20 protein-coding genes and 1 riboswitch are annotated in these 25,260 nt (G+C 63.2%); of the genes, 12 read left to right on the top strand and 8 right to left on the bottom strand.

Annotated features, from left to right (window positions below; translation table 11 throughout):
- Nucleotides 1–12 precede the first annotated feature (12 nt).
- Entirely contained in the window at nt 13–588 is a 576-nt protein-coding gene (gene rsxA / locus FJ222_02020) for an electron transport complex subunit RsxA (GenBank protein ID MBM4163210.1), read from the bottom strand.
- A 16-nt stretch (nt 589–604) separates the two neighbouring features.
- Complete coding sequence (locus FJ222_02015) at nt 605–1,387, bottom strand: CatB-related O-acetyltransferase (protein ID MBM4163209.1); 783 nt, start codon at nt 1,385–1,387, stop codon at nt 605–607.
- 501 nt (nt 1,388–1,888) lie between these two features.
- Nucleotides 1,889–1,995, top strand: a riboswitch (TPP riboswitch).
- 72 nt (nt 1,996–2,067) lie between these two features.
- Between FJ222_02015 and thiD the strand changes: the two genes are divergently transcribed.
- The 8 genes from thiD (at nt 2,068) to FJ222_01975 (ending at nt 12,408) form a co-directional block, all read left to right on the top strand.
- The gene (thiD, locus tag FJ222_02010; GenBank protein MBM4163208.1) at nt 2,068–2,916 is read left to right on the top strand and encodes a bifunctional hydroxymethylpyrimidine kinase/phosphomethylpyrimidine kinase; all 849 of its coding nucleotides are present in this window, start codon (nt 2,068–2,070) and stop codon (nt 2,914–2,916) included.
- Entirely contained in the window at nt 2,913–4,202 is a 1,290-nt protein-coding gene (gene thiC, locus FJ222_02005) for a phosphomethylpyrimidine synthase ThiC (protein ID MBM4163207.1), read from the top strand. The genes thiD and thiC overlap by 4 nt, the downstream gene beginning before the upstream one ends.
- 15 nt (nt 4,203–4,217) lie before the next feature.
- Nucleotides 4,218–5,096 carry a glucose-1-phosphate thymidylyltransferase RfbA gene (rfbA, locus tag FJ222_02000; protein MBM4163206.1) on the top strand — a complete coding sequence of 293 codons (879 nt, stop codon included), beginning with the start codon at nt 4,218–4,220 and terminating at the stop codon, nt 5,094–5,096.
- Between the two features lie 14 nt (nt 5,097–5,110).
- Entirely contained in the window at nt 5,111–6,235 is a 1,125-nt protein-coding gene (gene mnmA / locus FJ222_01995; protein ID MBM4163205.1) for a tRNA 2-thiouridine(34) synthase MnmA, read from the top strand.
- Between the two features lie 212 nt (nt 6,236–6,447).
- Entirely contained in the window at nt 6,448–6,888 is a 441-nt protein-coding gene (locus tag FJ222_01990; protein MBM4163204.1) for a CBS domain-containing protein, read from the top strand.
- A 62-nt stretch (nt 6,889–6,950) separates the two neighbouring features.
- A complete protein-coding gene (locus FJ222_01985) occupies nt 6,951–7,499 on the top strand; it encodes an NAD(P)H-dependent oxidoreductase subunit E (protein MBM4163203.1) in 549 nt (182 codons plus the stop codon).
- Nucleotides 7,496–10,639, top strand: coding sequence for an NADH-quinone oxidoreductase subunit NuoF (nuoF, locus tag FJ222_01980; protein ID MBM4163202.1), 3,144 nt, complete (start codon nt 7,496–7,498; stop codon nt 10,637–10,639). Before FJ222_01985 ends, nuoF begins: the two co-directional genes overlap by 4 nt.
- Complete coding sequence (locus FJ222_01975) at nt 10,636–12,408, top strand: 2Fe-2S iron-sulfur cluster binding domain-containing protein (protein ID MBM4163201.1); 1,773 nt, start codon at nt 10,636–10,638, stop codon at nt 12,406–12,408. The genes nuoF and FJ222_01975 overlap by 4 nt, the downstream gene beginning before the upstream one ends.
- A 91-nt stretch (nt 12,409–12,499) precedes the next feature.
- On the opposite strand, the gene FJ222_01970 is transcribed toward FJ222_01975, so the two are convergent.
- The gene (locus FJ222_01970; GenBank protein ID MBM4163200.1) at nt 12,500–13,987 is read right to left on the bottom strand and encodes a hypothetical protein; all 1,488 of its coding nucleotides are present in this window, start codon (nt 13,985–13,987) and stop codon (nt 12,500–12,502) included.
- 92 nt (nt 13,988–14,079) lie between these two features.
- Between FJ222_01970 and FJ222_01965 the strand changes: the two genes are divergently transcribed.
- From FJ222_01965 to FJ222_01950, 4 genes are read left to right on the top strand one after another with little or no spacing between them, the layout of a single operon-like run.
- Complete coding sequence (locus FJ222_01965) at nt 14,080–15,591, top strand: DUF4976 domain-containing protein (GenBank protein MBM4163199.1); 1,512 nt, start codon at nt 14,080–14,082, stop codon at nt 15,589–15,591.
- Between the two features lie 13 nt (nt 15,592–15,604).
- On the top strand, nt 15,605–17,035 hold the full coding sequence (locus FJ222_01960) for a hypothetical protein (GenBank protein ID MBM4163198.1): 1,431 nt from the start codon (nt 15,605–15,607) through the stop codon (nt 17,033–17,035).
- 33 nt (nt 17,036–17,068) lie between these two features.
- Nucleotides 17,069–18,523: a DUF4976 domain-containing protein gene (locus tag FJ222_01955; protein ID MBM4163197.1), complete on the top strand. Its 1,455-nt coding sequence runs from the start codon at nt 17,069–17,071 to the stop codon at nt 18,521–18,523.
- Nucleotides 18,508–19,980 (top strand): hypothetical protein, encoded by a 1,473-nt coding sequence (locus tag FJ222_01950; protein ID MBM4163196.1) that lies wholly within the window; start codon nt 18,508–18,510, stop codon nt 19,978–19,980. Before FJ222_01955 ends, FJ222_01950 begins: the two co-directional genes overlap by 16 nt.
- A 154-nt stretch (nt 19,981–20,134) precedes the next feature.
- Here FJ222_01950 and FJ222_01945 read toward each other — a convergent pair whose 3' ends face one another.
- From FJ222_01945 to FJ222_01925, 5 genes are all read right to left on the bottom strand, one after another.
- Entirely contained in the window at nt 20,135–20,737 is a 603-nt protein-coding gene (locus FJ222_01945) for a hypothetical protein (GenBank protein ID MBM4163195.1), read from the bottom strand.
- A gap of 89 nt (nt 20,738–20,826) precedes the next feature.
- Nucleotides 20,827–21,282: a V-type ATP synthase subunit K gene (locus FJ222_01940; GenBank protein ID MBM4163194.1), complete on the bottom strand. Its 456-nt coding sequence runs from the start codon at nt 21,280–21,282 to the stop codon at nt 20,827–20,829.
- Nucleotides 21,283–21,327: 45 nt separating this feature from the next.
- Nucleotides 21,328–23,106: a hypothetical protein gene (locus tag FJ222_01935; protein MBM4163193.1), complete on the bottom strand. Its 1,779-nt coding sequence runs from the start codon at nt 23,104–23,106 to the stop codon at nt 21,328–21,330.
- Nucleotides 23,107–23,114: 8 nt separating this feature from the next.
- Nucleotides 23,115–23,750 (bottom strand): V-type ATP synthase subunit D, encoded by a 636-nt coding sequence (locus tag FJ222_01930; GenBank protein MBM4163192.1) that lies wholly within the window; start codon nt 23,748–23,750, stop codon nt 23,115–23,117.
- A gap of 1 nt (nt 23,751) precedes the next feature.
- The gene (locus FJ222_01925; GenBank protein ID MBM4163191.1) at nt 23,752–25,044 is read right to left on the bottom strand and encodes a V-type ATP synthase subunit B; all 1,293 of its coding nucleotides are present in this window, start codon (nt 25,042–25,044) and stop codon (nt 23,752–23,754) included.
- Nucleotides 25,045–25,260 lie beyond the last annotated feature (216 nt).

The following is a 25,260-nucleotide window of genomic DNA, read 5'->3' as shown; positions in this document are numbered from 1 at the left end:
TGCGGTCTGATGTCATTTGACCAGCCCGGTAAACCCCATGAACGCCAGGCTCAACAGCCCGGCGGTGACCAAGGCCAGCGCGACACCGCGAAATGCGCGCGGCGGATCGGCGCGCTCGATCTTCTCGCGAAGCCCCGTGAACAGCAGCAACGCGAAGGCGAAACCCACGGCCGCCGCGAGCGAGAAGACCACCGATCGGGTGAACCCCGAGGCCGCCTTGACGTTCATAACCGCGACGCCGAGCACGGCGCAGTTGGTGGTGATCAGTGGCAGAAATATTCCCAAGGCGCGGTGCAACCCAGGAAGATAGCGCTTCATGACCATGTCCACGAGTTGCACAAATGCCGCGATCAGGAGGATGAATACGATCGTCTGCAGGTACTCCAGCCCGAACGGTGCGAGGACCCAGGCCTGCACGCACCACGTGACGGCGGCCGCCATGCCCATCACGAAAATCACGGCGCCAGACATTCCCATCGCGGTTGGAATCCGTTTCGACACGCCGAGAAAGGGGCAGATCCCGAGGAACCGATTGAGTACAAAATTGTTGACCAGTACGGCGCCGACAATCATTAAGATATAGTCCATAGCGAGTCCCTGTATTTTATTTCGCTGCTTGGAGCGCGCCCAGATCGGCTGAGGTGATGGCTGCGCGATTGCGCGTGATCTTGGCCGCATCCCAGTTCCACCAGGCGATCTCCAGAAGCGCAGAGATGACATCTTCGGTGAAGCGGGTGCGGATCAGGGTCGCTGGCACGCCGCCGACCACGGCATACGGCGGCACGTCATGCATGACGACCGCCCGAGCGGAGATGATGGCCCCGTCGCCGATACGCACCCCCGGCATGATTAAAGCCTGATAGCCGATCCACACGTCATTGCCGATGACGGTGTCGCTCGTCGGTGCGGGAACTCCGGCGTCGGTGGACGACGCCTCCCAGCCCTGGCCAAACAGGCTGAACGGATAGGCGGAGAAACCGTCGGTCGTGTGAGCGGGGCTGTTCATGATGAAACGGACGCCGCTCGCAATGGCGGTAAAACGGCCGATGATCAGCTTGCAGCCGTTCCCGGGATAGTGGTGCAGCACCCGCCGTTCAAAGGGTTCGTGCCCTTCGCAGTCATCCGAATAGGTGTAGTCACCGACGATGATATTCGGGCTCTTGATGGTGTTGGCGATGTAGGTGAAACGTTTGTCGCCGGTGGGCAGAGGATGAATCTGATTCGGGGAGGGTCCGGTCGGTGCCGGGAGATCGGGGATATCCGGAGGGGCGGGAATATCGGTCAGCGGAATATGCTTATCCTCGCACCACGCGAGAATGGCTTCCCGTTCCGCACGGGCGCGGTAGGCATGCCAATGGTCGAGCAATCCTGCGGCGACCGTCCACATCCGAAATCGACGGTACGCCCCGCGCCGAATGAAAAAGCTTCTGATCAGCTCAGAATCATCGGGCCGGTATTCTCGCACAAAGCGTTCGACGAGTGTGCGACCGAGATCCAGCTGCTTTTCGCCGGGAATGAGGATGCAGGTTTCCCAGTTCACATCCGTGGGGATCAGGGCCTGATCCTCCTCCAGTTCGGACCCCCGCAGATAAATGGCGTTGCGCGCGGGATCATAGTGGGCGCTCCCCTGGCCAAATGACACATCAGAAAATGAAATGGCATCTTCAATTTCTTGATAACTTGGCATAACAAATCTCCTCGCAACCGGTTACACGATTGCGAATCGGCCGTAACCCGTGACGATTCAGGGGCCGATTAAACCACGCAGAATCCAGCACAGGGATGAATTGGCGTCATAGTAGCAAGCAAAGGCTGGCGTTGGCAAGCGGGAAGGTAGGAGTCCACGCCATTCTTGCTTTTTGCGGCAATTAGGCGCATAATGCATCTTTAACGCACCACGGGGTGTTGCCGCGCGCGGCGTGCGGTGACTGAGAGCAGACCCGTCGAACCTGATCCGGATCATGCCGGCGCAAGGGATTGGCTGCATGGCCAAGGATGCGGGCGCCTGTGCGGCGCCCGTCTTGATTTGCGCGAGGTGGTCAGGTCGCAGTGCGGGGAACGAGGCGAATGGACGGCGCGCACAACAACACTATCCGCTGGCCGGCGGCGCTGACCGTGGCCGGCAGCGACAGCGGCGGCAATGCGGGGATACAGGCAGATCTGCGCGCGTTCCACGTGTTCGGCGTGCATGGCTGCACGGCTGTCGCCGCGCTGACGGCCCAGAACCCCTGGGGCGTGGACGCCGTGCTGCCGGTCTCTCCCGATTTTCTGGGACTGCAGTTGGACGCCGTGCTGCCGCACTATGCGATCGGCGCGGCCAAAACGGGGATGTTGGCCACGGCGGGTCTGATCGCGGCGGTCGCCGACCGTTTTGCGCGCTATCCCGATATTCTGAAGGTGGTGGACCCCGTGATGGTCGCCAGCAGTGGCGCGCGGCTTTTGGAGGCGGAAGCGGTGGCGGCGCTGTGCATGCGGCTGCTGCCGCTGGCGACGCTCATCACGCCCAACCTGCCCGAGGCCGAGGCGCTGCTGGGCCGGTCGATCCGGGGCTTGGCCGCCGCAGCCGGGGCGGCGCGTGAACTGCGCGGGCGCTTCGGCGGCGCGGTGCTGATCAAGGGCGGCCACGACGCGGCCCATCGAGCACGCGATGTGCTGTGCGATGGTGAGGGGACCGTGGTGATCGAGTCGCCGGCGGTGGATCAGCCACTCTCGACGCACGGCACGGGATGCTCGCTCAGCGCGGCGATCACAGCCGCACTGGCCCGTGGCGGCAGCCTGCGCGATGCGGTGATCGCCGGGAAGGCGTATGTGTATGAAGCGATCCGCACGGGTGTGCGGGTCGGCTCGGGGGCGGCCGTGCTCGGCACGCCCGCGCGGATACCGATCGAAGGGATAACCATGGGAGCGTTAGAATGACGCAATTAGATGCCGCGAGACAGGGGGTTGTGACCGGGGCGATGACGGCGGTGGCCTGCGATGAGGGGGTCACCGGCGAGGAGGTGCGGGCCACGGTTGCGATGGGGCGGGCGGTGATACCGCTCAATCCGGCGCATACCGGCTGCAAGCCGGTCGGCGTGGGGCGGCTCTTCCGCACCAAGGTCAATGCCAATCTCGGCCGTTCGCCCGACCGCTCGGACATCGGCGCCGAACGGGTGAAGCTGCGCGTGGCGCTCGATGCCGGAGCGGATTTCGTGATGGATTTGAGCGTCGGCCCGGAGCTGGCGGCCGTTCGGCAGGCGATGCTCGACGACTCCCCCGTGCCGCTGGGGACCGTGCCGGTCTATGAGACGGTCTCGCGGCTGGAGGGGGCGATCCCCGACATGAAGCCGGAACTGCTGCTGGCCGTCATCGAACAGCAGGCGCGGCAGGGTGTGGACTTTATGACCCTCCATGCGGGGCTCTTGCGCCGCCATGTTCCCCTGGCCCTGAAGCGCAAGATGGGCATCGTCAGTCGCGGCGGCGCGATCATGGCCGAATGGATGCACGTCCATGATCGGGAAAATCCGCTCTTCGAACGGTGGGACGAGGTGCTGGACATCCTGGTCAGCCACGACGTGACCGTGTCGCTCGGCGACGGGTTGCGGCCGGGCTGCCTGGCTGATGCCAGCGATGCCGCCCAGTTCGGCGAACTGGACGTGCTGGGCGATCTCGTGCGGCGCTGCCGGGACCGTGGCGTGCAGGTCATGGTCGAGGGACCGGGGCACGTGCCGTTCGACCAGATCCAGATGAACATGGAGCGGCAGCAGCAGGTCTGCGACGGCGCGCCGTTTTACGTGCTCGGTCCGGTCGTCTGCGACGTCGCGCCGGGTTACGACCACATCACCTCCAGCATCGGCGCCACGGCTGCGACGGTCTATGGCGCCTCCCTGCTGTGCTACGTGACCCCATCGGAACACCTCGGGCTGCCCGATGCGGACGAGGTGCGCCAGGGGCTGGTCGCCCATCGCATCGCCGCGCACGCGGGCGATATCGCCCGCGGTCTGCCGGGCGCGCGGCGATCCGACGACGCTATGGCGGATGCGAGGATGACCTTTGACTGGAAGCGGCAGTTTGCCCTGGCGCTCGATCCACAGACCGCCGAGGCGCGTTGGCGCCGGACGCGCGATCCCGGCGCCGACGACGCCTGCGCGGACGACCACTGTTCAATGTGCGGCACGGCGTTCTGCGCCGTCCGCACCAGCAAGCGAATTTTGGCACGGTAAAAGGGGAGGGGACCTATGGCGCGCAAGGGGATTATTCTGGCGGGGGGCGCGGGGACGCGGCTGTTTCCGGTGACGCAGGTGATGTGCAAGCAATTGCTTCCGGTGTATGACAAGCCGATGATCTACTATCCGCTCTCCACGCTGATGCTGGCGGGCATTCGTGAGGTGCTCATCATCTCGACGCCCGAGGCGACACCGGTCTTCGAACGGCTGCTGGGCGACGGCAGCCGGCTGGGGATGCGCATTGCCTATCAGGTTCAGGAGGTGCCCAACGGGCTGGCGCAGGCCTTTGTGCTGGGCCGCGATTTCATTGGCAGCGATTCCGTCTGTCTGATTTTAGGGGATAACATCTTCTACGGCGACGGGCTTTCGCGGCTGATGGCGCAGACCAACGAACGGCCCGGCGCCACGGTCTTCGGCTATTACGTCAATGATCCCGAACGCTATGGCGTGGTGGCTTTTGACAAGGCAGGGAAAGCGGTTTCAATCGAGGAGAAGCCCCTCGCGCCCAAATCCAACTATGCGGTGGTTGGACTCTATTTCTACGACAACGACGTGGTCAAGATCGCCGCAGCGCTCAGGCCATCCGCGCGCGGCGAATACGAGATCACCGACCTGAACAAGGTCTACCTCGAACAGGGCCGACTCAACGTACAACTGCTCGGTCGCGGTTTCGCCTGGCTCGACACCGGCACGCACGATTCGCTGGCCGACGCCACGGCGTTCGTCAAGGCCATCCAGGACCGTCAGGGCTTGAAGATCGCCTGCATCGAGGAGATCGCCTGGCGTAAAGGGTTTGTCAGCCGCGCACAGTTCGCCGGTCTCGTCGACACGCTGAAGAAGTCAACCTATGGCGAATATCTGGCGCATATCCTGCGCGCCGATTCTGTTTGAACCCGGCATGTACCATGAGCAGCGAAAAACAGGCGGTAGCGGTAGGCATGAGCGGCGGCGTGGATTCGTCGGTCGTCGCCTGGCTGCTCAAGAACCAGGGGCATGCCGTGGTCGGGCTCACCATGTCCATCTGGGACGGGACCACGCCGCTTCCCGACGAGGGGCTCTCGGGCTGCTACGGCCCCGGCGAGGCGCGGGACATCGAAGCCGCCCGGTCGGTGGCCGCCCGGTTGGGCATTCCGCACCACGTCATCCCGCTCGCGCCGGAATACGCCGCCGAGGTGCTGGACAACTTTCGCGCCGAATACCGCGCCGGACGGACGCCCAATCCGTGCGTGCGCTGCAACCGGGCCATGAAATTTGCGCTGCTGCTGGAGCGGGCGCGCGCGATGGGGATTGCGTTTGACCGTTTTGCCACCGGCCATTATGCCCGCGTGGAACGGCATCCGGATACCGGGCGTTGGTTGCTGCTCCGGGCTGCGGATGCGTCTAAGGATCAGACCTACTTTCTCTCGCGCCTGTCGCAGGAACAGCTCGCACGGGTTCTGTTCCCTCTTGGATCGCTCACCAAGGAGCGTGTGAAGGCGCTGGCGCGGGATGCGGGATGGGTCGATGTGGCCGACAAGAAGGAAAGCCAGAATTTCATAGAGAGCCGGAACTACAGCGTGCTGTTCGACACCCGCGACGCCGTGCCGGGTCCGATTGTGGACACGGCCGGCCGGGTTCTCGGCCGGCATCAGGGGATCGTCGGCTATACGGTGGGGCAGCGCAAGGGACTGGGGCTCAGCGGCACGGCTGAACCGCTCTACGTCGTGCGGATCGAGGCGTGTGCGAATACGCTGGTTGTCGGCGGGCACCAGGATCTGTTCTCAACGCGGCTCACGGCGGCGGATCTGAACTGGATCAGCCTATCCGGACCGCCAGCCTCGCCCCTTCGCGTGACGGTCAAGATCCGCCAGCAGCACCGGGAGGCGGCGGCGACCCTGCGCGCCGGAATGCGTGATGGCACGCCGGTGGCCGAGGTCCAGTTCGACGAGCCGCAGATGTCTGTCACTCCAGGCCAGACCGCTGTGTTCTACGATGGCGACCGCGTGACCGGCAGCGGAATCATCCAGAGTGTCCGTCGTCCATCGCGATAGGCGTGGGCGTACAGCAGCGACGCAGAAGGTGATGCACGTTTTGAACGCGCCTTCACAAATTTTCTGATTTCGCTTGACGATCGCTTGCGCCAACCTTCAGACTAACAACATGGCACGTTTTGTGACATCCCGTTCGGCGCGGTTGTACAACTCAGCACAAACAGGCGGTTGCCAGACCGGACGGCCCGTGAAGTCAGGACAAGGAGCACGTCATGCAGACATCCGTTGGAGCATTGCTGAAGCTCAAAGGGGGCACCGTCATCACGACGCCGACGAAGACGACCGTCTTTGACGCCGTCAAAATCATGGAAGAGGGGCACATCGGGAGCCTCCCCGTGGTCGACAGCGCCGGCAGGATCGTCGGCATCCTGACGGAACGGGACTGCATGCGCAAAGTGCTTTTGAAGGAGCTCAATCTGCGCACGGTGATTGTAGACGAGGTGATGTCGTCGCCGGTGGTGACCGTTCCTGCGACCGAGATTGTCGATTCCTGCATGAAGATCATGACCGAGAAACGGCTGCGCCATCTGCCGGTCATGGATCACGGCACGCTGGCCGGGCTGATCTCGATCGGCGATGTGGTCAAATTCCTGTGCTCCGAGCGCGAGCAGGATATTGAGAACCTTGAGAAGTACATAACCGGGTCGCTCTGATGTGACCGTGATCCGTGTTGCCGGTTCGGACACAGTGGTCGTGTCCGAAGGAAGGAGTGAGCATGTCAGAAGCACCTGTGGGTTGTACCTGTGGATCAGGCGCGCTTTCAGAAGCGCACATTCTGAATGAGTTGGAGACCGTGCTACAGGAGTACGCGACCAAGCCCGGGGGACTCATCCCGGCGCTTCAGGTGGCGCAAACGCGCTTCGGCTATCTGCCGCAGGCGGCACTCAAGCGGATTGCCCATGTCTTCGACAAGCCATTCAGCGAGGTCTCTGGAGTTGTCACGTTCTACTCCTTCTTCTCGACCGTCCCGCGCGGAACGTATCTGATCCGCGTCTGCCTGGGAACGGCCTGCTATGTGCGCGGCGGCAACGCCTTGCTTCAGGCGCTCAAACACAAGCTGGGCATCGATGTGGGGGAGACCACGCCCGACCGCCTGTTTTCGTTGGGCGTGGGCCGGTGTTTTGGCGCATGCGGCATGGCGCCCGTGCTGATGGTGAATGACGACCTTCACCAGCGGGTCAAAGAGACCAAGGTCGGGGAGCTTCTGGAGACGTATCGCGCCAGGGCCGCCGCAGAGGCGACGCGAGAGGCGGTGCCGACATGAGCGCAGCCACACCCAAAACGATTGCGTCACCCGCCGCACTGAAGGGGTGGAAGGCCCGGTTGCAGCGCGCCGCCGGCACGCGTGAAGAGATCCGTGTGTGCGTCGGGGGGAGCTGCCTGGCCTCCGGTGCGCGCGACGTCGAGGCCGCCTTGCAGACCGCGTTGGCGGCACAGGGGTTGGCCAAGAAAGTGACGGTCCGCGAGACGGGCTGCATGGGGCCGTGCGCCCGCGGGCCGGTGCTGCTGGTCGCGTCGGATCAGACCTTCTACCAAGGCGTCAAGCCGGAGGACGCGGCGGAGATCGTTCGCGAACACCTGCTGGGCGGAAAGCCCGTGGAGCGTCTGTTGGTTCGCGATGAGCAAACCGGTGCCGTGCAGCGCGCCTGCGGTGAGATCCCCTTTTTCGCCAAGCAGACCAAGGTGGTGCTGCGGACCTGCGGCACCATCGATCCTGAGCGGATTGAGGACGCGGTCGCGGCCGGCGCCTATGGCGCGTTGGCCAAGGTGCTGGAGAGCATGAGCGGCGACGAGGTGATTGGCCAGCTCCAGACATCGGGACTCCGAGGCCGCGGCGGCGCGGGCTTCCCGACCTATCTCAAGTGGAGCCTCACGCGCCAGGCGTCTGCCGGCCAGAAATACGTCTTGTGCAATGCGGACGAGGGCGACCCCGGCGCCTACATGGATCGCAGCGTGTTGGAGGGCGACCCACACAGCGTGATCGAGGGGATGGTGATCGCGGCTTTCACCATCGGCGCTGACCAGGGCTATGTCTATGTGCGGGCCGAATACCCGCTGGCGGTCAAGCGGCTGCAAACGGCGATCGACCAGGCGCGGCAGCACGGCCTGCTGGGGGCGCAGATTCTCGGCAGCGCGTTCAGTTTTGACCTCGACATCCGGATGGGATCAGGCGCCTTTGTCTGCGGCGAGGAGACCGCGCTGATCACCTCCATTGAAGGGAAACGCGGCGAACCCCGCCCCCGGCCGCCGTTCCCGGCGCAGAAGGGGCTGTGGGGCAAGCCGACGCTGCTGAACAACGTCGAAACCTACGCCTGCGTTCCGGCGATCATCCTGAACGGGGCGGAGTGGTTCGCGGCCTACGGCACGGCCAAGAGCAAGGGGACCAAAGTGTTCGCTTTGGCCGGCGCGGTGAAAAATACAGGACTGGTGGAGGTGCCGATGGGCACCTCGCTCGGCGAGGTGGTCTACGACATTGGCGGCGGCATTCGCGGCAACAAGGCGTTTAAAGCGGCGCAGCTCGGCGGGCCGTCGGGCGGGTGCATCCCCCGGCAGAATCTCAATGTGCCGCTCGACTACGAAAAGCTGCAGGAGCTGGGTGCCATCATGGGTTCGGGCGGGCTGATCGTGATGGACGAGGACGCCTGCATGGTCGATGTGGCGCGTTTCTTCATTGAGTTCGTGCAGGAGGAATCGTGCGGCAAGTGCGCGCCCTGCCGCGTCGGCACCAAGCGGATGCTGGAGATCCTTGAGCGGATCTGCGGCGGCGCAGGCGAACTCGAAGACATCCAGCGGCTGATTGACTTGGGTCACTTCATCAAGGAGTCGTCGCTCTGTGGCCTCGGCCAGACTGCGCCGAACCCGGTGCTGTCGACCATCCGCCACTTCCGGGAAGAATACGTGCAGCACATTCGCGACCGCCACTGTGTGGCGGGCGTCTGCCCGTCGCTGGTGCTGGCGCCGTGCCTGAGCGCCTGTCCGGCGGGCGTCTATGTGCCGGGCTTTGTCGCGCTCGTCGGCGAGGGCCGCTACGCCGAAGCGCTCAAGCTGCACCGCGAGCGCAACCCCTTCGCGGCAATCTGTGCGCGGGTTTGCTTCCACACGTGTGAGGACCACTGTCGGCGCAGCGCACTCGACGCACCGGTCTCGATCCGCGGGGTGAAGCGGTTCATGGTCGACCAGGAGGTGGTCATCCAGCGCCCCGAGGTGCGCGAGAACGCTGCCAATGCGGCGCGGCGCGTCGCGGTGGTGGGGGCCGGGCCGGCCGGCCTGACCTGCGCCTATTTTCTGGCGCGGCTGGGCTACCGGCCGGTGGTGTTGGAGCGCGAGCTGCGGCCGGGGGGGATGCTGATGCAGGCGATCCCCGCCTATCGGCTGCCGCGCGAGACGCTGGCGCGCGAAATTCGGATGATCGAGTCGCTGGGCGTCGAGATCCGGACCGGACAGGCGCTGGGCCGCGACTTCACGCTGCAGGGGCTGCGCGACGAGGGGTATGAGGCGGTCTTTGTCGCTTTGGGCGCGCCCGACGGCGTGTCGCTCGACGTGCCGGGCGCTGACGCCAAAGGGGTGACCGAGGCGATGGACTTCCTCCGCCAGTACAACATCCGCGGCTCGGTACCCGTGGGCCAGAACGTGGTGGTGATCGGCGGCGGCAACGCGGCGATCGACGCCGCGCGAACGGCGCTGCGCCTCGGCGCTTCGAGCGTCACCGTGGTCTACCGCCGCACGCGCGAGCAGATGCCCGCTTACGCCGAGGAGATTGAGCAGTCACAGCAGGAGGGCGTCACCCTCCGCACGCTCTGTTCACCCGAGGCCTTTGTCGTGGCGAACGGCCAGGTCACGGGCGTGGTTTGCCGTGGCATGACGCTGGGCGATTACGACCGGAGCGGCCGTCGGCGTGCAGAGGCCGTTTCGGACGAGAACACTGAAACGCTGCCGTGCGACCACGTGATCCTGGCGATTGGGCAGGGGCTCGACGCGAAAGCTGCGTTGGGGCTGCCGGAGGTTGCGCTGACGGAGGGCGGCTGGATCGGCGCCGATCCGGTCACCGGCGCCACATCGCTGCCGTGGCTGTTTGCGGGGGGTGACGCCGTAAGCGGCCCCTCGTCGGTCGTTGAAGCGATTGCCGCAGGCGAGCGGGCCGCTGTCGGGATCGACGCTCTGCTCACCGGCGAGGCGCACGCCTTCTGGCGCACCTACCCCGATCTCGCTGTCACCTATGACCCGGATGCCGATCCGGTTCCGTACCCGCGTGAAGAGGTAAACATGATGCCGGTGGCCCGGCGGCGGAACAACTTCGACGAAGTGGAGCAGCCATGGAACGAGTCCGCAGCGCGGCGGCAGGCGTGCCGCTGCCTCCGCTGCGATTACGGCAAAACCGGAAAAGTCAGAGAGGTGCATGTATGATCCAGGTGACAATAAACGGGCAGGTGCTTTCGGTCGAGCCTGAAACCACGGTGCTGCAGGCGGCGCGGCAGGCGGGGATCTCGATCCCGACGCTCTGCTTTCTGGAGAAGCACGACCCGCTCGGGGCGTGCCGCGTCTGCATGGTCGAGGTGGAGGGGGCCAAAACGCTGATGGCGGCTTGCGCCACCCCCTGCGCGGAGAGGATGGTGGTGCATACGAACACCCGCCGGGTGCGCACCGCGCGCAAACAGGTGGTCGATCTGCTGCTCTCCGAGCACGACGGTAACTGCCAGCTCTGTGACCGCAGCGAGGATTGCGAACTGCGCCAACTTGCCGCCGACCTTGGCGTGCGCGAACTCACCTACACCGGCGCCCGCGCCGTGCCGATGCGCGACGCGTCGACGCCGGGGCTGGTGCGCGATAATTCCAAGTGCATCAAGTGCCGCCGCTGCGTCACGGTCTGCAACACGGTGCAGGGGGTCGGCGCGCTCTTCCCGCAAGGCCGTGGCTTCGCCACGGTCATCGGACCGGCCTTTACGCAGCAACTGGACGGCGTGGCGTGCGTGCAATGCGGCCAATGTGCGGCCGTCTGCCCGGTGGGCGCGATCACCGAGCACAGCGCGATTGAGGCCGTCTGGCGGGCGCTGGATGACCCGACCAAAACGGTGGTCGTGCAGACCGCCCCCGCGATCCGTGCCGCACTGGGCGAGGCGTTCGGTTACCCGCCGGGCACGCGGGTCACCGGCAAGATGGTCTCGGCGTTGCGGCAGTTGGGTTTCCACGCGGTGTTCGACACGAACTTCGCCGCCGATCTGACGATCATGGAGGAGGGGACCGAGCTGCTCACCCGGCTCAAGGGGGCGCTGGTGGAGAAGAAGCCGGTGGCGCTGCCGATGTTCACGAGCTGTTCGCCCGGATGGATCAAGTTCGCCGAGTACTACTATCCGCAGTTTCTGCCCAACCTCTCGACCTGCAAGTCGCCGCAGCAGATGTTCGGCGCGCTGGCCAAGACTTATTACGCGCAGAAGATCGGGAAGAAGGCCGACGAGTTGGTGGTGGTTTCGGTGATGCCCTGCACGGCGAAGAAGTTCGAGGCGCAGCGGCCGGAGATGAACGCCAGCGGGGTCCGTGACGTCGACCACGTGCTCACCACGCGCGAGCTGGCGCGGATGATCCACGAAGCGGGGATCGATTTTGCGGCCCTGCCCGACGGCGAGATGGACGCGCCCTTGGGTCTCTCGTCGGGCGCGGCCGATATCTTCGCCAACACCGGCGGCGTGATGGAGGCGGCCCTGCGCACGGCTTACGAGATCGTCACCGGACGCGAGTTACCGACCGGCAATCTGCACGTCGAACCGATCGAGGGGTTGCAAGGGATCAAAGAGGCGGCGCTGACCATCACCGGCACCAAGCCGGAGTGGTCGTTTCTGGAGGGTGTCGAGCTGCGCGTCGCGGTGTGCCACGGCTTGGGCAACACCCGGCGCCTCCTCGAACGGATCAGAAACAAGGAGGCGACCTACCACTTCGTCGAGGTGATGACCTGCCCCGGCGGCTGCATCGGCGGCGGCGGGCAACCCCGCTTCACCGACGACGCGGTGCGGCTCAAACGGATCGGGGCGATCTATGCCGAAGATGAGGGCAAGACATTACGCAAGTCGCATGAGAACAAGCAGGTGGCGGACCTGTATGCGACCTTCCTCGGTGCGCCCCTCGGCCACCCGTCGCATACGCTGCTGCACACCCACTACGCGCCGCGTGAGAAGGAGTAACGGGGCGATCGGCGTGTTGGCAAGCCCCATGTTCAATAAACTGCAGACTGGACGCCAAATCCACGGGTCACCGGTTAAACGCCCGGCCCTGCTAATGACTCATATCTAGAATCAGATCGTGGCGCAAAGCGGAGGTCTGGGCGTCAAGAATCCGGATGAAGACCCTTCTGGGGACGACGGGTGAATCCAGGTTGGATTTGCAGGACACCATTAGCGTGTTGATCCCCGAGCGGAGCCGCACGGTTTTCGATGTAACGAGGGCGCGGGGGTTGAGGCGTGAGAGCTGTTCGTAATCCTGAGTATCGGAGGGTGACTGGAACACCGGTTGCTCATTGAGCCAGATCTGCAGGACAAAGGGGAGTTTCTTGCTGCCTTCGAGTGGACCCGGGTATTTCACGTTGAGCGAAACCGAGGCGTCGTCGGGCGACTCAAATCGCGTCGCCGCCAATGCGCTCGACCCGTGTGTCGGCAACTCCCCCGCTGCATGGAGCGGGACGTTCGTGCCGCCGATCACCGGAAACCACCCATTCGGCGGCGTGGTCATCCGAAAAAGACCGTTTGGAACACCCAAGGGCAAGGGGGATTCGGTGATGGACGTTACGTCGAACCTCGCAGTCGGACCGCCATTCAGGTCGCCGGCATAGACGCTGCCTTCCGCGATCTCGGGCCGCGCATTGGTATGGCAGGACACCCACCAGTCCGACTGCATGCGCAGAGCGGCTGCAACCTCCCCGTCGAGCGCGCCGGCACCGGTCACGGTGAGTCGGTAGGGTAGCATGCGGACCTCCTGCCGGGCGAACCCTTGGCGGGGAATGTGAAACACCGCCTGTGCCCCGGCGCCGGGATTGAGTTCGATAGAGCGTTCATGCTCGGACAGCTTCACATCCACGGATGGAAGCATCATCAGCCCCATGGAGAAAGACCGGTCGGTCGTATTGGTGAGGCGCAGCGTCAGGTTACCGCCATCCAGCGATCCGATCACCGGCGACGTGACGTCCCGCGGGTCGTTTATGAGCATCCGGACCGTTCGTTCGACCTGCACCTTGCCCTCGGGATCCTGAATGCGGAGGTTCAGCATCCCGCCTTTTTCGCAGACGGCGTCTGCGGCATTTCGGCTGGTCAGCATCATCGCAATCCGGAACGGCGTGACGGCCAGGGGTGGCGCCGTGAAGACGCGCGACGCCGCGCCATCGGGAAAGCACGTGTCGGGAAACGGGGTGACCAGCTCGACTTTCAGGGTGCGATTCCCGGTGTTCTTGAAATGGCCTGTGAGATAAAAGAAGGCCACGTCGTAGCCGAACAGTTTGGGCAGACGGTCAACCCACAGGGGCGAGGTCAGGTCTTCCCGGCTGGGCGCCGTGCGCACGGCCCGCGCGCCGAAACGTCCGGTCCGTCCCGCGTCGATCACTTCCCAGACCGCGTTGACCCGGTCGAGTTCGAATGGATCCACCCAAATGCCCACATTGTTCGCCCCATGCCACATGCCCACGGCGACATGATCGCCAAAGGGTGACCACGGCCAATCGTTCGGTGCCCAGGTCGTCCCATTCCCGTGCGATCCCATGAAGGAGCGGGCCATGCCCCGCGAGTTCTGGAATACCCCCGGCCACTCCAGGATGCAACCGCTCAAACTCAGGATGAGAAATAACCCTGAGAATAACCGAGGATAAGATGACGACACGCAAGCCCAACGTAGTCCTGGTCATCACCGACCAGCAACGGTTCGACACGATCCGGGCCGCCGGCGGGACAACGGTGCATACGCCGCACCTGGACTGGCTGGCAGAGGGCGGCACACGCTTCACACATGCCTACTGCACCAGCCCCATGTGCTCGCCGGCGCGGGCGTCCATTCTGTCGGGACGCCTCCCTTCGTCGCACGGCATGGTGACCAACCAGAACGCGGGCCCAGGCGCCAACCGCTTCCAGCTTTCCGAAGACGTGAAGGTGCTGGCGGACTACCTCGGGCCCGCCGGTTACCATACCGCCTATATCGGCAAGTGGCACTTGGGCACCGGCAGCGACCGCCGCGGCTTCCGGGACCACGTCATCCGCTACAGCGAGAGCGAGGGCGATACCAGCCGACCCGAGGACAACGACTACGCCCGCTACGCGGAGAAGCAAGGAATCGATGTAGCCGGCAAACGGAACGGCTGCCATCCGGACCGCGAACTCTATGACACCTGGACCATCTGCGGGCCATCGCAAGTGCCGCTGGCGCATTTCGTCTCCACCTACCTCTGCAGCGAGGCCGAGACCTACATCCGAAGCCGCGTCGGCGCCGAGTCGCCCTTTCTCCTTACCTGGTCCTGCATCCAGCCGCACGCGCCGTTCGTCTGTCCAGAACCGTTCTTCTCGATGTATGACCCTGCCGACATGGTTCTACCGGAGAACTACCGCGATGAAAGCGGTCAGCGCTGGCTGCAGCGCGCCGACCGGCAGTTGCAGTCGGTGCTCCAGTTCTCCGAGACCGAACTGAAAACCATGTGGGCGCGGTATCTGGGCTCGGTCAGCTACATTGACCATCTTATGGGCCGGATGTTGGGCGTCCTGAACGACACCGGGCAACTGGACAACACACTGTTCATTTTTACTTCCGACCACGGCGACTTGATGGGGAGTCACAGTCTGATCCTCAAGGGCGCGAGCCTGTACGAGGAGCTGATCCGCGTCCCCCTGATCATCCGTCCGCCGGCGGGAATGCGAGCGCAGGGGATCGTCCCGCGCTCCGCTGGACTGGTCTCCCAGATTGATCTTGTGCCGACGATTCTTGCGATCTGCGGGCTGCCGCCCGCACAGGAAGTCCAGGGCGTTGATCTGAGTCCGTTGATGACGGGCGCGACCGACAGCGTACGCGACGCGGTTCAGGCGGAATTCCATTCCACGAGTTGGACCGATTTAATGAGTCCGCTGCGCATGTGGATGACGCGTGACTGGAAGTACGTCGAATCGCGTGAGGGTGATCACGAGCTGTATCATCTGGCCGCAGATCCTCTGGAAACGCACAACCTGGCGGAGGATCCGCAGTACGCTGGGCAGCAGGCCAAGCTGGCGGAAGCGCTGCATGACTGGTGCCGGCGCTCCGGTGACGCATGGCCCGAGGTGCCGACGCCTGCACCGGAAGTGATGAAGCCCGCTGGACCCAGGCACCATTACTCCTGGTTTCACCGATCAAATAAGTGAAAGGAACACGAACATGACCCGACGACCCAACATTGTTTTCCTCCTGGCTGATGATCTTGGTTATGGCGATTTCAGCGCGTTCAACAACGGACTGTCCAACACGCCGACCCTGGACGGACTGATCCGTGAGGGAACCTGTCTGACGCAGCACTACTCGGCGTCACCGGTGTGCAACCCGTCGCGCGCCTGCCTGCTGACCGGCCGCTATCCGCATCGCACCGGCTCGATTGACACGCTCGAGTGGTGGGGGCTCGACCGTCTGGCGCTCCGTGAGCGGACGCTGGCGGACATGCTCAAGGCCGGCGGTTATGCCACCGGTCTCATCGGCAAGTGGCATCTCGGCTCGTTCGACCCGCGCTACCATCCGATGCAGCGGGGATTCGACGAGTCCGTTTGCTTCTGCGCCGCGATGCAGGACTACTGGCAGTGGCGGGTCGAGTGGGGCAAAACGGCGCGGCGCGGCGACGGGCGCTATCTGACCGACGTCTGGGTTGAGGAATCGGTCGGCTTCATCGAGCGGCATCAACGCGAACCGTTCTACCTGCAAATGAACTTCAACGCGCCGCACACCCCGCTGCAAGTGCCGGAGGATGAGGTCAAACCGTTCCTCGGGAAAGCGGGCGTTCCCACCTCGGGCGTGGCCACCCTCTATGGCATGATCCACCGCATGGACAGCGGCGTGGCGCGTGTGCTGGACACGCTCAAGCGCCTCGGCCTGGAGGAGAACACCATCGTGCTCTTCTGCAGCGACAACGGCCCGCAATTCGGCGGTCAGGGCGACAACTGTACCACGCGCTTCAACTGCAACTGGAACGGCAGCAAGGGCAACACCTACGAGGGTGGCATCCGCGTGCCCATGCTGATCCGCTGGCCAGCCGGATTGCCCGGCAAGCGTGAAGTGCATGAGATGGTGCACGGAGCCGACTGGGTGCCCACGATCCTGGCCATGGCTGGCGTTCCGCTCCCGGCCGACAACCTGCCGCTGGACGGAATCAATGTGCTGCCGGTATTGCGTGGCGAATCCGGCCAGACCATCACAAAACGGTGCTGGCAGTGGAACCGTTACGCGCCGGTGTGCGACTGCAATGCGGCCATCCGCGACGGCGACTGGAAGCTCGTCCGCCCTTGGCGCGACAGGTGTGGCGACGTGCCGGACAACCAGTGGAACCACATCTCCATGTTCGGTCCGGAACACTTCATCCATAACGGCATTTTTCAGCCGCCCTACCCGACGGTCCAGCTTGGCCCAACCCAACCTCCGCTCTTGTTCAACATCCGGAACGATCCTTACGAACGAAACGACATGGCCTCAGCCGATCCGGATCGCGTTGCCCGGCTCGGTCGTGAGTTGGACAATTGGTTTGAAGACGTGGAGCGCGACCGGCGCGGCATCGCAGACGAAGTGCCGCCACCGCGGACACCTCGCCCGTGGAGTGGAACGTGATGCGCAGCGAAACAAAAAAAATGAGGCGTATGTATGTGTAAGCGTAGAATACGGTTGGGAAGCGCGAACGGGAACCAACCGCCCAGCATCCTGTTCGTCTTCTCCGATCAGCAGCATTGGGAAGCTGTCGGGTTTGCCGATGCGTCTTTTGAAACGCCGAATCAAACGCGACTAGCCTCCGAGGGAATCGTGTTCCGAAATGCTTTCTGTACAACACCCCAATGCTCCCCCAGTCGATCATCGATTATGACCGGGCTCTATCCATCCAGGACCGGCGTATGGGGTAATATCGGGTCTGCGGGAGGCAATCCGCTCCAGATGCGAACAATCGGTGCCAGGCTGCGGGAATCCGGTTACCGTACGGCATACTTCGGCAAATGGCACCTGGGCAAAGACCCCGTCGGCACGGATGGGTGGGACGAGGATTTCGGGGTGACAGGTCCGGAGACAACCGATGACCGCGAAGTGACGCGCCGGGCCATCCGTTTTCTGCAGGCCACCGGCAAGACCGACCGACCCTTTGCCCTCTTTCTCTCTTATAACAACCCTCATGACATCTACCATTTCGACGGCGAGTCCGATCCCACGCCAAAACGCGCCGTTGCCCTGCCACCGACTTGGCATGACAAGGACCTTGCAACGGTGCCATTCGTACAGCAGCAGTTCATGACAGAGGATCAAGGTCGTATCATGACCGGCACAGGGTATCCTGCATGGGAACGCTATCGCGAACTTTACCGGGAGAAGGTGAAGCTATACGACGAAGAACTCGGACGTGTGTTGGCAGCTCTTAAGGATCGCGACCTAGACGATTCCACCCTTGTCATCGCAACGTCGGACCATGGCGACATGGATGGACAGCATCGCCTTATCTACAAGGGGCCATTCATGTACGAACACATGATGCGCGTGCCGCTCATTATTCGTCCGCCTGCCGCAAGCCGACGGAAGCGTGCTCTGACCGTTGACTTTCACACGGTCAATGTTGACCTTGTCCCCACTTTGGCAGAGTTCGCCGGAATCGAGCTTCCCGATACGGACGGCGTATCATTGAAGCCGTTTATCGAGCATCAAGCGCCATTCTGTGCACGACAGTTCGTTATTGGCCAATACTACTCAAAACAGAAGTGGGTGAACCCGATTCGGATGGTCAGAACAGCGCACTACAAGTACAATCGCTACCAGAAGCACGGTGAAGAACTCTACGACCTGGCAACAGACCCCTTGGAGCTGCAAAACCGTGCACACGATCCCGACTGCAACCACGTCAAACAGGAACTGGCATCCATCCTGACGCATTGGATGGACGACAACGGTGATCCATTTGACACCCAACTTCCGACAACACGGGAGGGGGCGGTTGACGATAGCGGGCGACGAGAACAGATAACGAGTGGCGATTGTCCCAATCGTCCACCGCTCTCGTCCACCGAAAAGGCCGGAAAACGGACAGCGAAACAAAGGAGCATGACATGTCCAAGCGTATGAATGTACTGCACATTATCGCGGATCAACACCATGCGGGCTGCATGGGGCACGAGGGGCACCCGCAGGTCATCTCGCCGAACCTGGACAGGCTGGCGGCTTCCGGCCTGCGCTTTACGCGTTGCTACACGCAGAACACCATCTGCACCCCGAGTCGCGTGAGCCTGATTTCCGGTCAGTACTGTCACAACCACGGATTCTACGGACTGGGCGGACCGCGCCCGGACTGGCTGCCGGGCTCGTTCTCGCACTTCAAGCAGCACGGCTACCGTACGGCCGGGATCGGCAAACTGCACCTACCGACCACACCGCGAATCTGGCTTGAGACGCAGTTCGACACGTGCGCCGACTCCTATTTCGGCATGGATGGCAACCAGGATACCGCCCCTTGGTGCATGGAAATTAAAGCCAAAGGTTTACAGGACAAGCATGAATTCTACCAGTCTAATCTTTGGGGCGAACCCAAGCAACGCGCGTCGGAAATCCCCTTCGACATGTCGCAGGAGGGGTGGTCTGTGCGAGAGGCCATCCGGTTCATGGACGGCTGCGGCGACGCCCCATTCTGTATGCAGGTATCGCTCGAGCGTCCGCACGATCCGTGCGCCCCCTCCCGCGAATTCTGGGATATGTACCCGGATGACATCGAATTACCGAAGACCTTCACCTACCCGTGCGATCATCGTCCGCCCCATTTCCGCGAGATGCACGATGCCTGGCGGAAAGAGACCGGCGCCGATTATGTGGCTGCCGCCAAGCGGCGCTGGAAAGGCTATCTGGCCAGCATCACTCACACGGATCATGCCGTTGGACGGCTGCTCGATCATCTGGATAAGAGCGGTCTGGCAGAAAACACGATCGTCATCTACAACGCCGACCATGGTGCGTACATGAGCCAGTATGGCATCTATGAAAAAGCGCCCGGCATTTGCAGCGAAGCCGTGTGCCGCGTGCCTTCGCTCTGGCGTGTGCCCGGGCTGACGCCAGCCGGACAGGTGTGCGGACAGTTGACGGAGAACGTGGATATGGCGCCTACCTTCGCCGCTCTCTGCGGCCTGCCCGCCATGCCATGGGCGGACGGCATTGATGTCACGAGCTTGCTGGCCGGAGGGAATCAGTCCGTGCGCGAACTCGCGGTGACTGAGTGTCCCCATTCCAAGGCCATCCGCTGGGGCAAGTGGCGGTTCGTTCACTATCAACCCGAGACGTTCGGCGAAGATGTCGGCGAGTTGTACGATGGCGAAGCCGATCTGGATGAGACGCGGAATCTCTACCACGCGCCCGAGTGCCGCGAGACGGTTGAACAATGTCGCCGCATGCTGCTCGAGTGGCTGATCCGGACCACGCGCATCCGCACCGGCTGGGGTGTGCAGGGTGTGGACCACAAGAACAAGTTGTATCCTGACGCGGGCGACGGCCGGATGCCTCTGCCGCAATTCGGATCTTGCCGCAATTACGAATAGGCCTGCCATCAGGGGGCAACGGAGGGCGAGGAGGGCGGGGGAGCAACAGGGAGAGAGAAATGTGAAGGAACACGGGGGACAAGGGAGTCGTATTCGGGCCGCAGGGGACAGGCAAAGAGCAACAAAATTTTTCAGATCTAATGGCCATGGTCCGCTACGGCAACGGCGGTACGTTATACGTGATTTTATTGTTGGCGATGGAGATGTAACCGGCCGTAAACAAGGCGGAGATGAGAGCAGCGATTTCGGTCTCGGAGAGTTGCTTCTGAAAATGACTGTTGATATGGCTGGAAAGAGTCTTGACGGTCCCTGGTTTATTGGCCTTGGACAGCCTCAGTTTATTGACGATGATCTGGAGCCGATCTTCTGGCGTTTTGGATGTCGACGTCTTGATGAGCGGGATATCTCGGATGGAGGTTTCCCGCGCTGCGAAGATCTTCTTCGCTTTCAAGTAGGCGATAAGAGGATCGAAGCCTGTGTCCTTAGAGATGATGTGGAAGAAGGCCGTGGGATCGGCGGATGCCAACTGGCCAATGGTGAAGGCGATGTGGAAATCTAGCGCGTTCGACCCGTTCCCCGCTATCTTGACGTATTCGGCCTTGTTGCCCATGGCTTGCATCGCCTGGGCAACTTCAAAAGGGACTTTGGTCTGGCTTGCCCCGACGAAGACCATGACCTTGAAGTGATCCTGCTGAAGGCCGGTGAGGCTCTCGGGTTGGACGTTCTCGAAGTCGATCAGCACGTAGTTGATTCGCATGAAAGGTCTCCTTTAACCCTGAGCCCTGAAACCTGCGCGTGCAGAACCGACGAAAAAGGCTTTGCACGCGCCTCCAGTATTAGTAATTTTTAGGAGATCCCGGTGACGGCGATGAGGCCGAAGACCATCACGAAGATGGCGACGGTCTCGATGATGCCGAGGGCGGCGAGGTAGTTGGTGAAGCCCTGCCCGGTCTCAGCCTGGGCGTCAGCGGCGGCGGCGCCCGCGCGGCCTTGGAACCAGGCCGAGGTGCCGATGGCGAGGCCGGCGAAGATGCCGAGGAGGAGGAGCCCGAGGCCGGGCGCGCCCGCTTTCGCCTTGCCGATCATGATGAACATGAGGATCATGCCGTAGAGGGTCTGGGTGATGGGCGCGCCGACCAGGGCGAGGAGGAGAAAGGGTGCCTGCTTCTTCTGCGCGTAGCACTTTTTCCACGCGCCGACGGCGGCTGAGGCGGCGATGCCGGTGCCGAGTGCCGAGCCCACGCCGCTGAAAGCGAGTGCGGCGACGGCTCCGGAAATACCAAGTGCGGTGTCTGCTGTCATGTGTGAGTCTCCTTAGTTGTGTTGAGTCGTGATGCGGGGTTGGTGTTAAGACGCGGGCAGCCTCCGGCGGAGCGGCTTGTAGGCGAAGCCGGCCCAGGTGATGCCCTTGTGGTTGGAAAATTCAAGGGTGTTGAGGCGGACGGCGTGGACGAGGATGCTGAGCGCGCCCATGATCACATTCAGACCGTGTCCGATCACGAGGATGAGAAGCATCGCCGGGATCTTGGCGACCAGAGGGAGATCCAGTCCCACGGCCATGCCGTTAAAGGTCTCCGCCAGCTTGACCGAGGCGGTCGCCACAGCGAAGAGACGGACGTAGGAAATCACATCGCCCAAGGTGCTGATGATGTTCAACGGCAGCATGCCGAGGTCGACGCCGTTGGTCTTCAGTTCACTCCGTTTGAGCATGAAGCCAGCGATGAGCACCACGGACACGATGGCGACCGGATACATGAACTGGGGAAAGGCGAAGATGCCGACCACGGCGCAGGAGGCGCAGAACATCGTCCAGACGACTCCGCACCAGCCGGCCTGGGCCAGGAAACGGCTGTCGGGGAACAGGGCCATCGCGTTCCAGGCGTGCCCCAGCGACATGTGCGCCGCGCCGAGCCCGAAGCATACCAGCATGATATTGTTCTGCTCGGTGAGCCAGCGCGCCACAGGATGGTTGAGGGCTGCGGGGAGCGCGCCGGGCGCGATGCCGAAGTAGCAACCGGAGAGAATGCCCCACGCGATCGTTGCCACGGAGAAGACGGTGAGCAGGGAGAAGATCTCGCTCGGCATGGCGGTGGCCTTGCGGCGTGCCCAGAGGGTGCCCGCGAGCATCAGCGCGCCGTAACCGGCGTCGCCTATCAGCATGGCGAAGAAGATCGTGAAGAAAATGAAGAAGGCGCTGCTGATGTCGGCCTCGGTATAGGCGGGGCTGATGCCGAGAAAGCCGAAGAGGCTGAGGATCGGGCGGAACACACGCGGCGGACGAAGCAGGGTGGGGACCTTGTCATCCGACTCGGGATCGCGCGCGAGAACGCCCCATCCGTGTGAAGCAGCGGCATCCAGGACAGCGGGGACACTTTCGGCGGGAGCGAAGCCCGTCAGCCAGGCCACGCCGCCGCTGGCCGACATCCCTTCGCAGGCGGCGGCGAAATCGGAGGCATCGGCCTGGTCATCGCGGTGCCGCCGCAATGCGGCGAGAACCGGAGCGAAAGCGGCGAGATGCTCGCCGGCTTGTGAGAAACGCGCGGCGGCAGCGGCATGGGCTTTGACCGTGTCGGACAGCCGCCGAGTCGGCAGCTCGACGGCTTCGAATCCATCAGGGAGCGCGGTGGCGCCAATCTGCACGCCGTAACAGGCGTCCCGGGTGTGGCTGAGAATCGTCCGGAATGCGGAGCTGTCACCACTATCGGCGGTGCCGGGAGCGGTTTTGAAGAGAACGACCGGAATGCGTGAGTCTGCCAGCGAGACGGCGCTGGCGGGGTCGAAATCACCGAAGGGGCTGTAGCGCGCACACTCGCGGTTGAGGGCTTGCATTTCGGCCTCGGCGGCTTCCTGCTCGCGGGCGATGGCGAGGATGGCGGCGGGATCAGCGGCCGGGGTGTTGCGGTGCCCGCCAGCCACCGTGCCCGTGGCGCGGGCGGCGTGTTTCACCTTCGCTGCCTGGGCGACGAGGGCTTCAGCCCGCTCGGCCTCGTGAAGACGTGTCAGCGCTTCGCGCACGGCAGGGGTGTCGGGCGCGGCGTCGGCCAGATGCAGCACGCCCAAGTCGCGGAGCCGGGCAACCGCATCCGAGCGATCGGCGGTGCGAGTGAGCACGGTCAGATGTTTCATGGGGACGATCACGCGGCGTCCTCCTCATGCGATTGCGCGGTGTTGGGATTGGTCGAACGGCGCTTGGCGATCTTGCCGCGGGAGACGGAGGCGGTCTGCTCATCGCCAAGGAATATCCGGATCACGCGGATGTTGTCCTGGCACTCGGGGATTTTGACCTTTTCAAAGAGGTTGACACGCTGCGAGGTGGTGAGCAGTTCGGTGGCGATCCGTTGGCGCTGGCATTCGAGGACGGTCGCCTCGGCGCGGAGGGCCAGAATCTGCTCGACGGCGTCTTGGGCGTCGTCAAGCCAGGGCGGGGAGTCGAAAAGGTCGAGCGGCTTACGGGTGATAATCACCCCTGAATAGATCGGAATCGGGACGCCGGCGATGTTGCCCGGTGCGGTCGTGACGCTTTGTAAGACGGCGAGTTCGCCCAGATCGGGGGTTGCTGAGGAGTCCGCAAAAAGGCGCGACCACGCATCGACGGCGGCGCGGGCCTGCGTTTCGCGATCACTCACCGAGTCGCGCCGAAGGGTGATCGCGGCAATCTCCATCTGAAGCTGCTGCTTCTTGAGCTGCAGCATGGGCAAAAACCGCTGAAAGCGCCTGAGCGCGTCCTTTTGCGCCTTCAACTCGGTCTTGGTATGTTTGATCGTTGCCATGTCACTTCGGCCAGAACTGAGCGGTCATTTTCGAAGGAATGCCGACTTCATCCGCGTCAAAGCAATTGGCGAGGATGGTCCAACCACGGTCGAGGGCTTGTTCGAGGGGCGTGTCGTTGTTCAGATCCATCATCTCCGCTTCGAAGCGCGCGCCGTACTTCAGGAGCTTGCCATCCCAGTCGGTCATGCGGAAGCCCATCGCCTGTTTTTCGAGGGTTTCGCGGTAGGAGGCGTAGAGTTTGATCATCGTTTCCATGATGGTGCGGTGATCGGCGCGGGTATTCTTGTTGACCAGTTGTTTCAGGCGCGAGAGCGAGCCGAAAGGCTCGATGCGGCCCTGGCGCAGATAAAACTGCCCCTCGGTGATGTACCCGGTGTTGTCGGGGACGGGATGGGTGACGTCATCGCCGGGCATGGTGGTGGCGGCGAGAATGGTGATGGATCCGGCGCCCTCGAAGTCGACGGCCTTCTCGTAGCGGGCGGCGAGCTGTGAGTAGAGGTCGCCTGGATAGCCGCGATTGGCGGGGATCTGCTCCATGGTGATGGCGATTTCCTTCAAGGCGTCGGCAAAGGCGGTCATATCGGTCAGGAGGACGAGGACCTTCTTTCCCTGCAGTGCGAACTGCTCGGCCACGGCGAGGGAGACATCGGGAACCAGCAGGCATTCGACGACGGGGTCGGCTGCGGTATGCACAAACATGACGGTGCGCGAAAGGGCTCCCGACTCGTCGAGCGTGTCCCGGAAGAACAGGTAGTCGTCATATTTCAAGCCCATTCCGCCGAGGATGATCACGTCGACCTCGGCCTGAAGGGCGATACGGGCGAGCAGGGGATTGTAAGGCTCGCCCGCTCGGGCGAAGATCGGCAACTTCTGCGATTCGACCAGGGTGTTGAAAACATCGATCATGGGGATGCCGGTACGGACCATGTTGCGCGGAATGATCCGCTTGGCGGGGTTGACCGATGGCGTGCCGATGTCGATGAGGTTATCCGTCAGTTCAGGCCCCTTGTCGCGGGGCTTGGCCGAACCGGTGAAGGCGCGGCCGAGGAGCGCGTCGGAAAAAGGGACGCGCATCGTGGTGGAGAGGAAGCGGACCTGCGCGTCGGTCGCGACGCCGCGGGCGCCGGAGAAGACCTGAAGCGAGACGGTGTCGCCGTCGAGCTTGATCACCTGGGCGAGGGAGGTGCCTGTCCGGGAGGTCACCTCGGCGAGTTCGCGATACCTGACGCCCGAGGCGCGCAAGGTGATCACCGATCCCGAAATCTGGTCAATCTGGTGGTAAACCGTGTTCATTGGCGGGGGGCCTCCGTGGCGAGTGATTCGATAGCGTCGCGTGCCGTCACGAAGTCCGGAGACTCCATGTGGGTGGTATGCCAATCGATAAAGGATTGGGTCAGGCGGTTGAAGCAGTGGCGGGCCTCGTTTTTGTCGTCAAACGCGAACGGAACACCGACCACGCGTTCGAGCATATGGAAAATGGCCTGCTGACGCTCCTTCGGCGTGGCCGCG

The organism is Lentisphaerota bacterium, from assembly GCA_016873675.1.
Classification (GTDB): Bacteria; Verrucomicrobiota; Kiritimatiellia; order RFP12; family JAAYNR01; genus VGWG01.
Note: the sequence above shows the minus strand (reverse complement) of the source record. Positions and strands in the feature narration are given on the sequence as shown.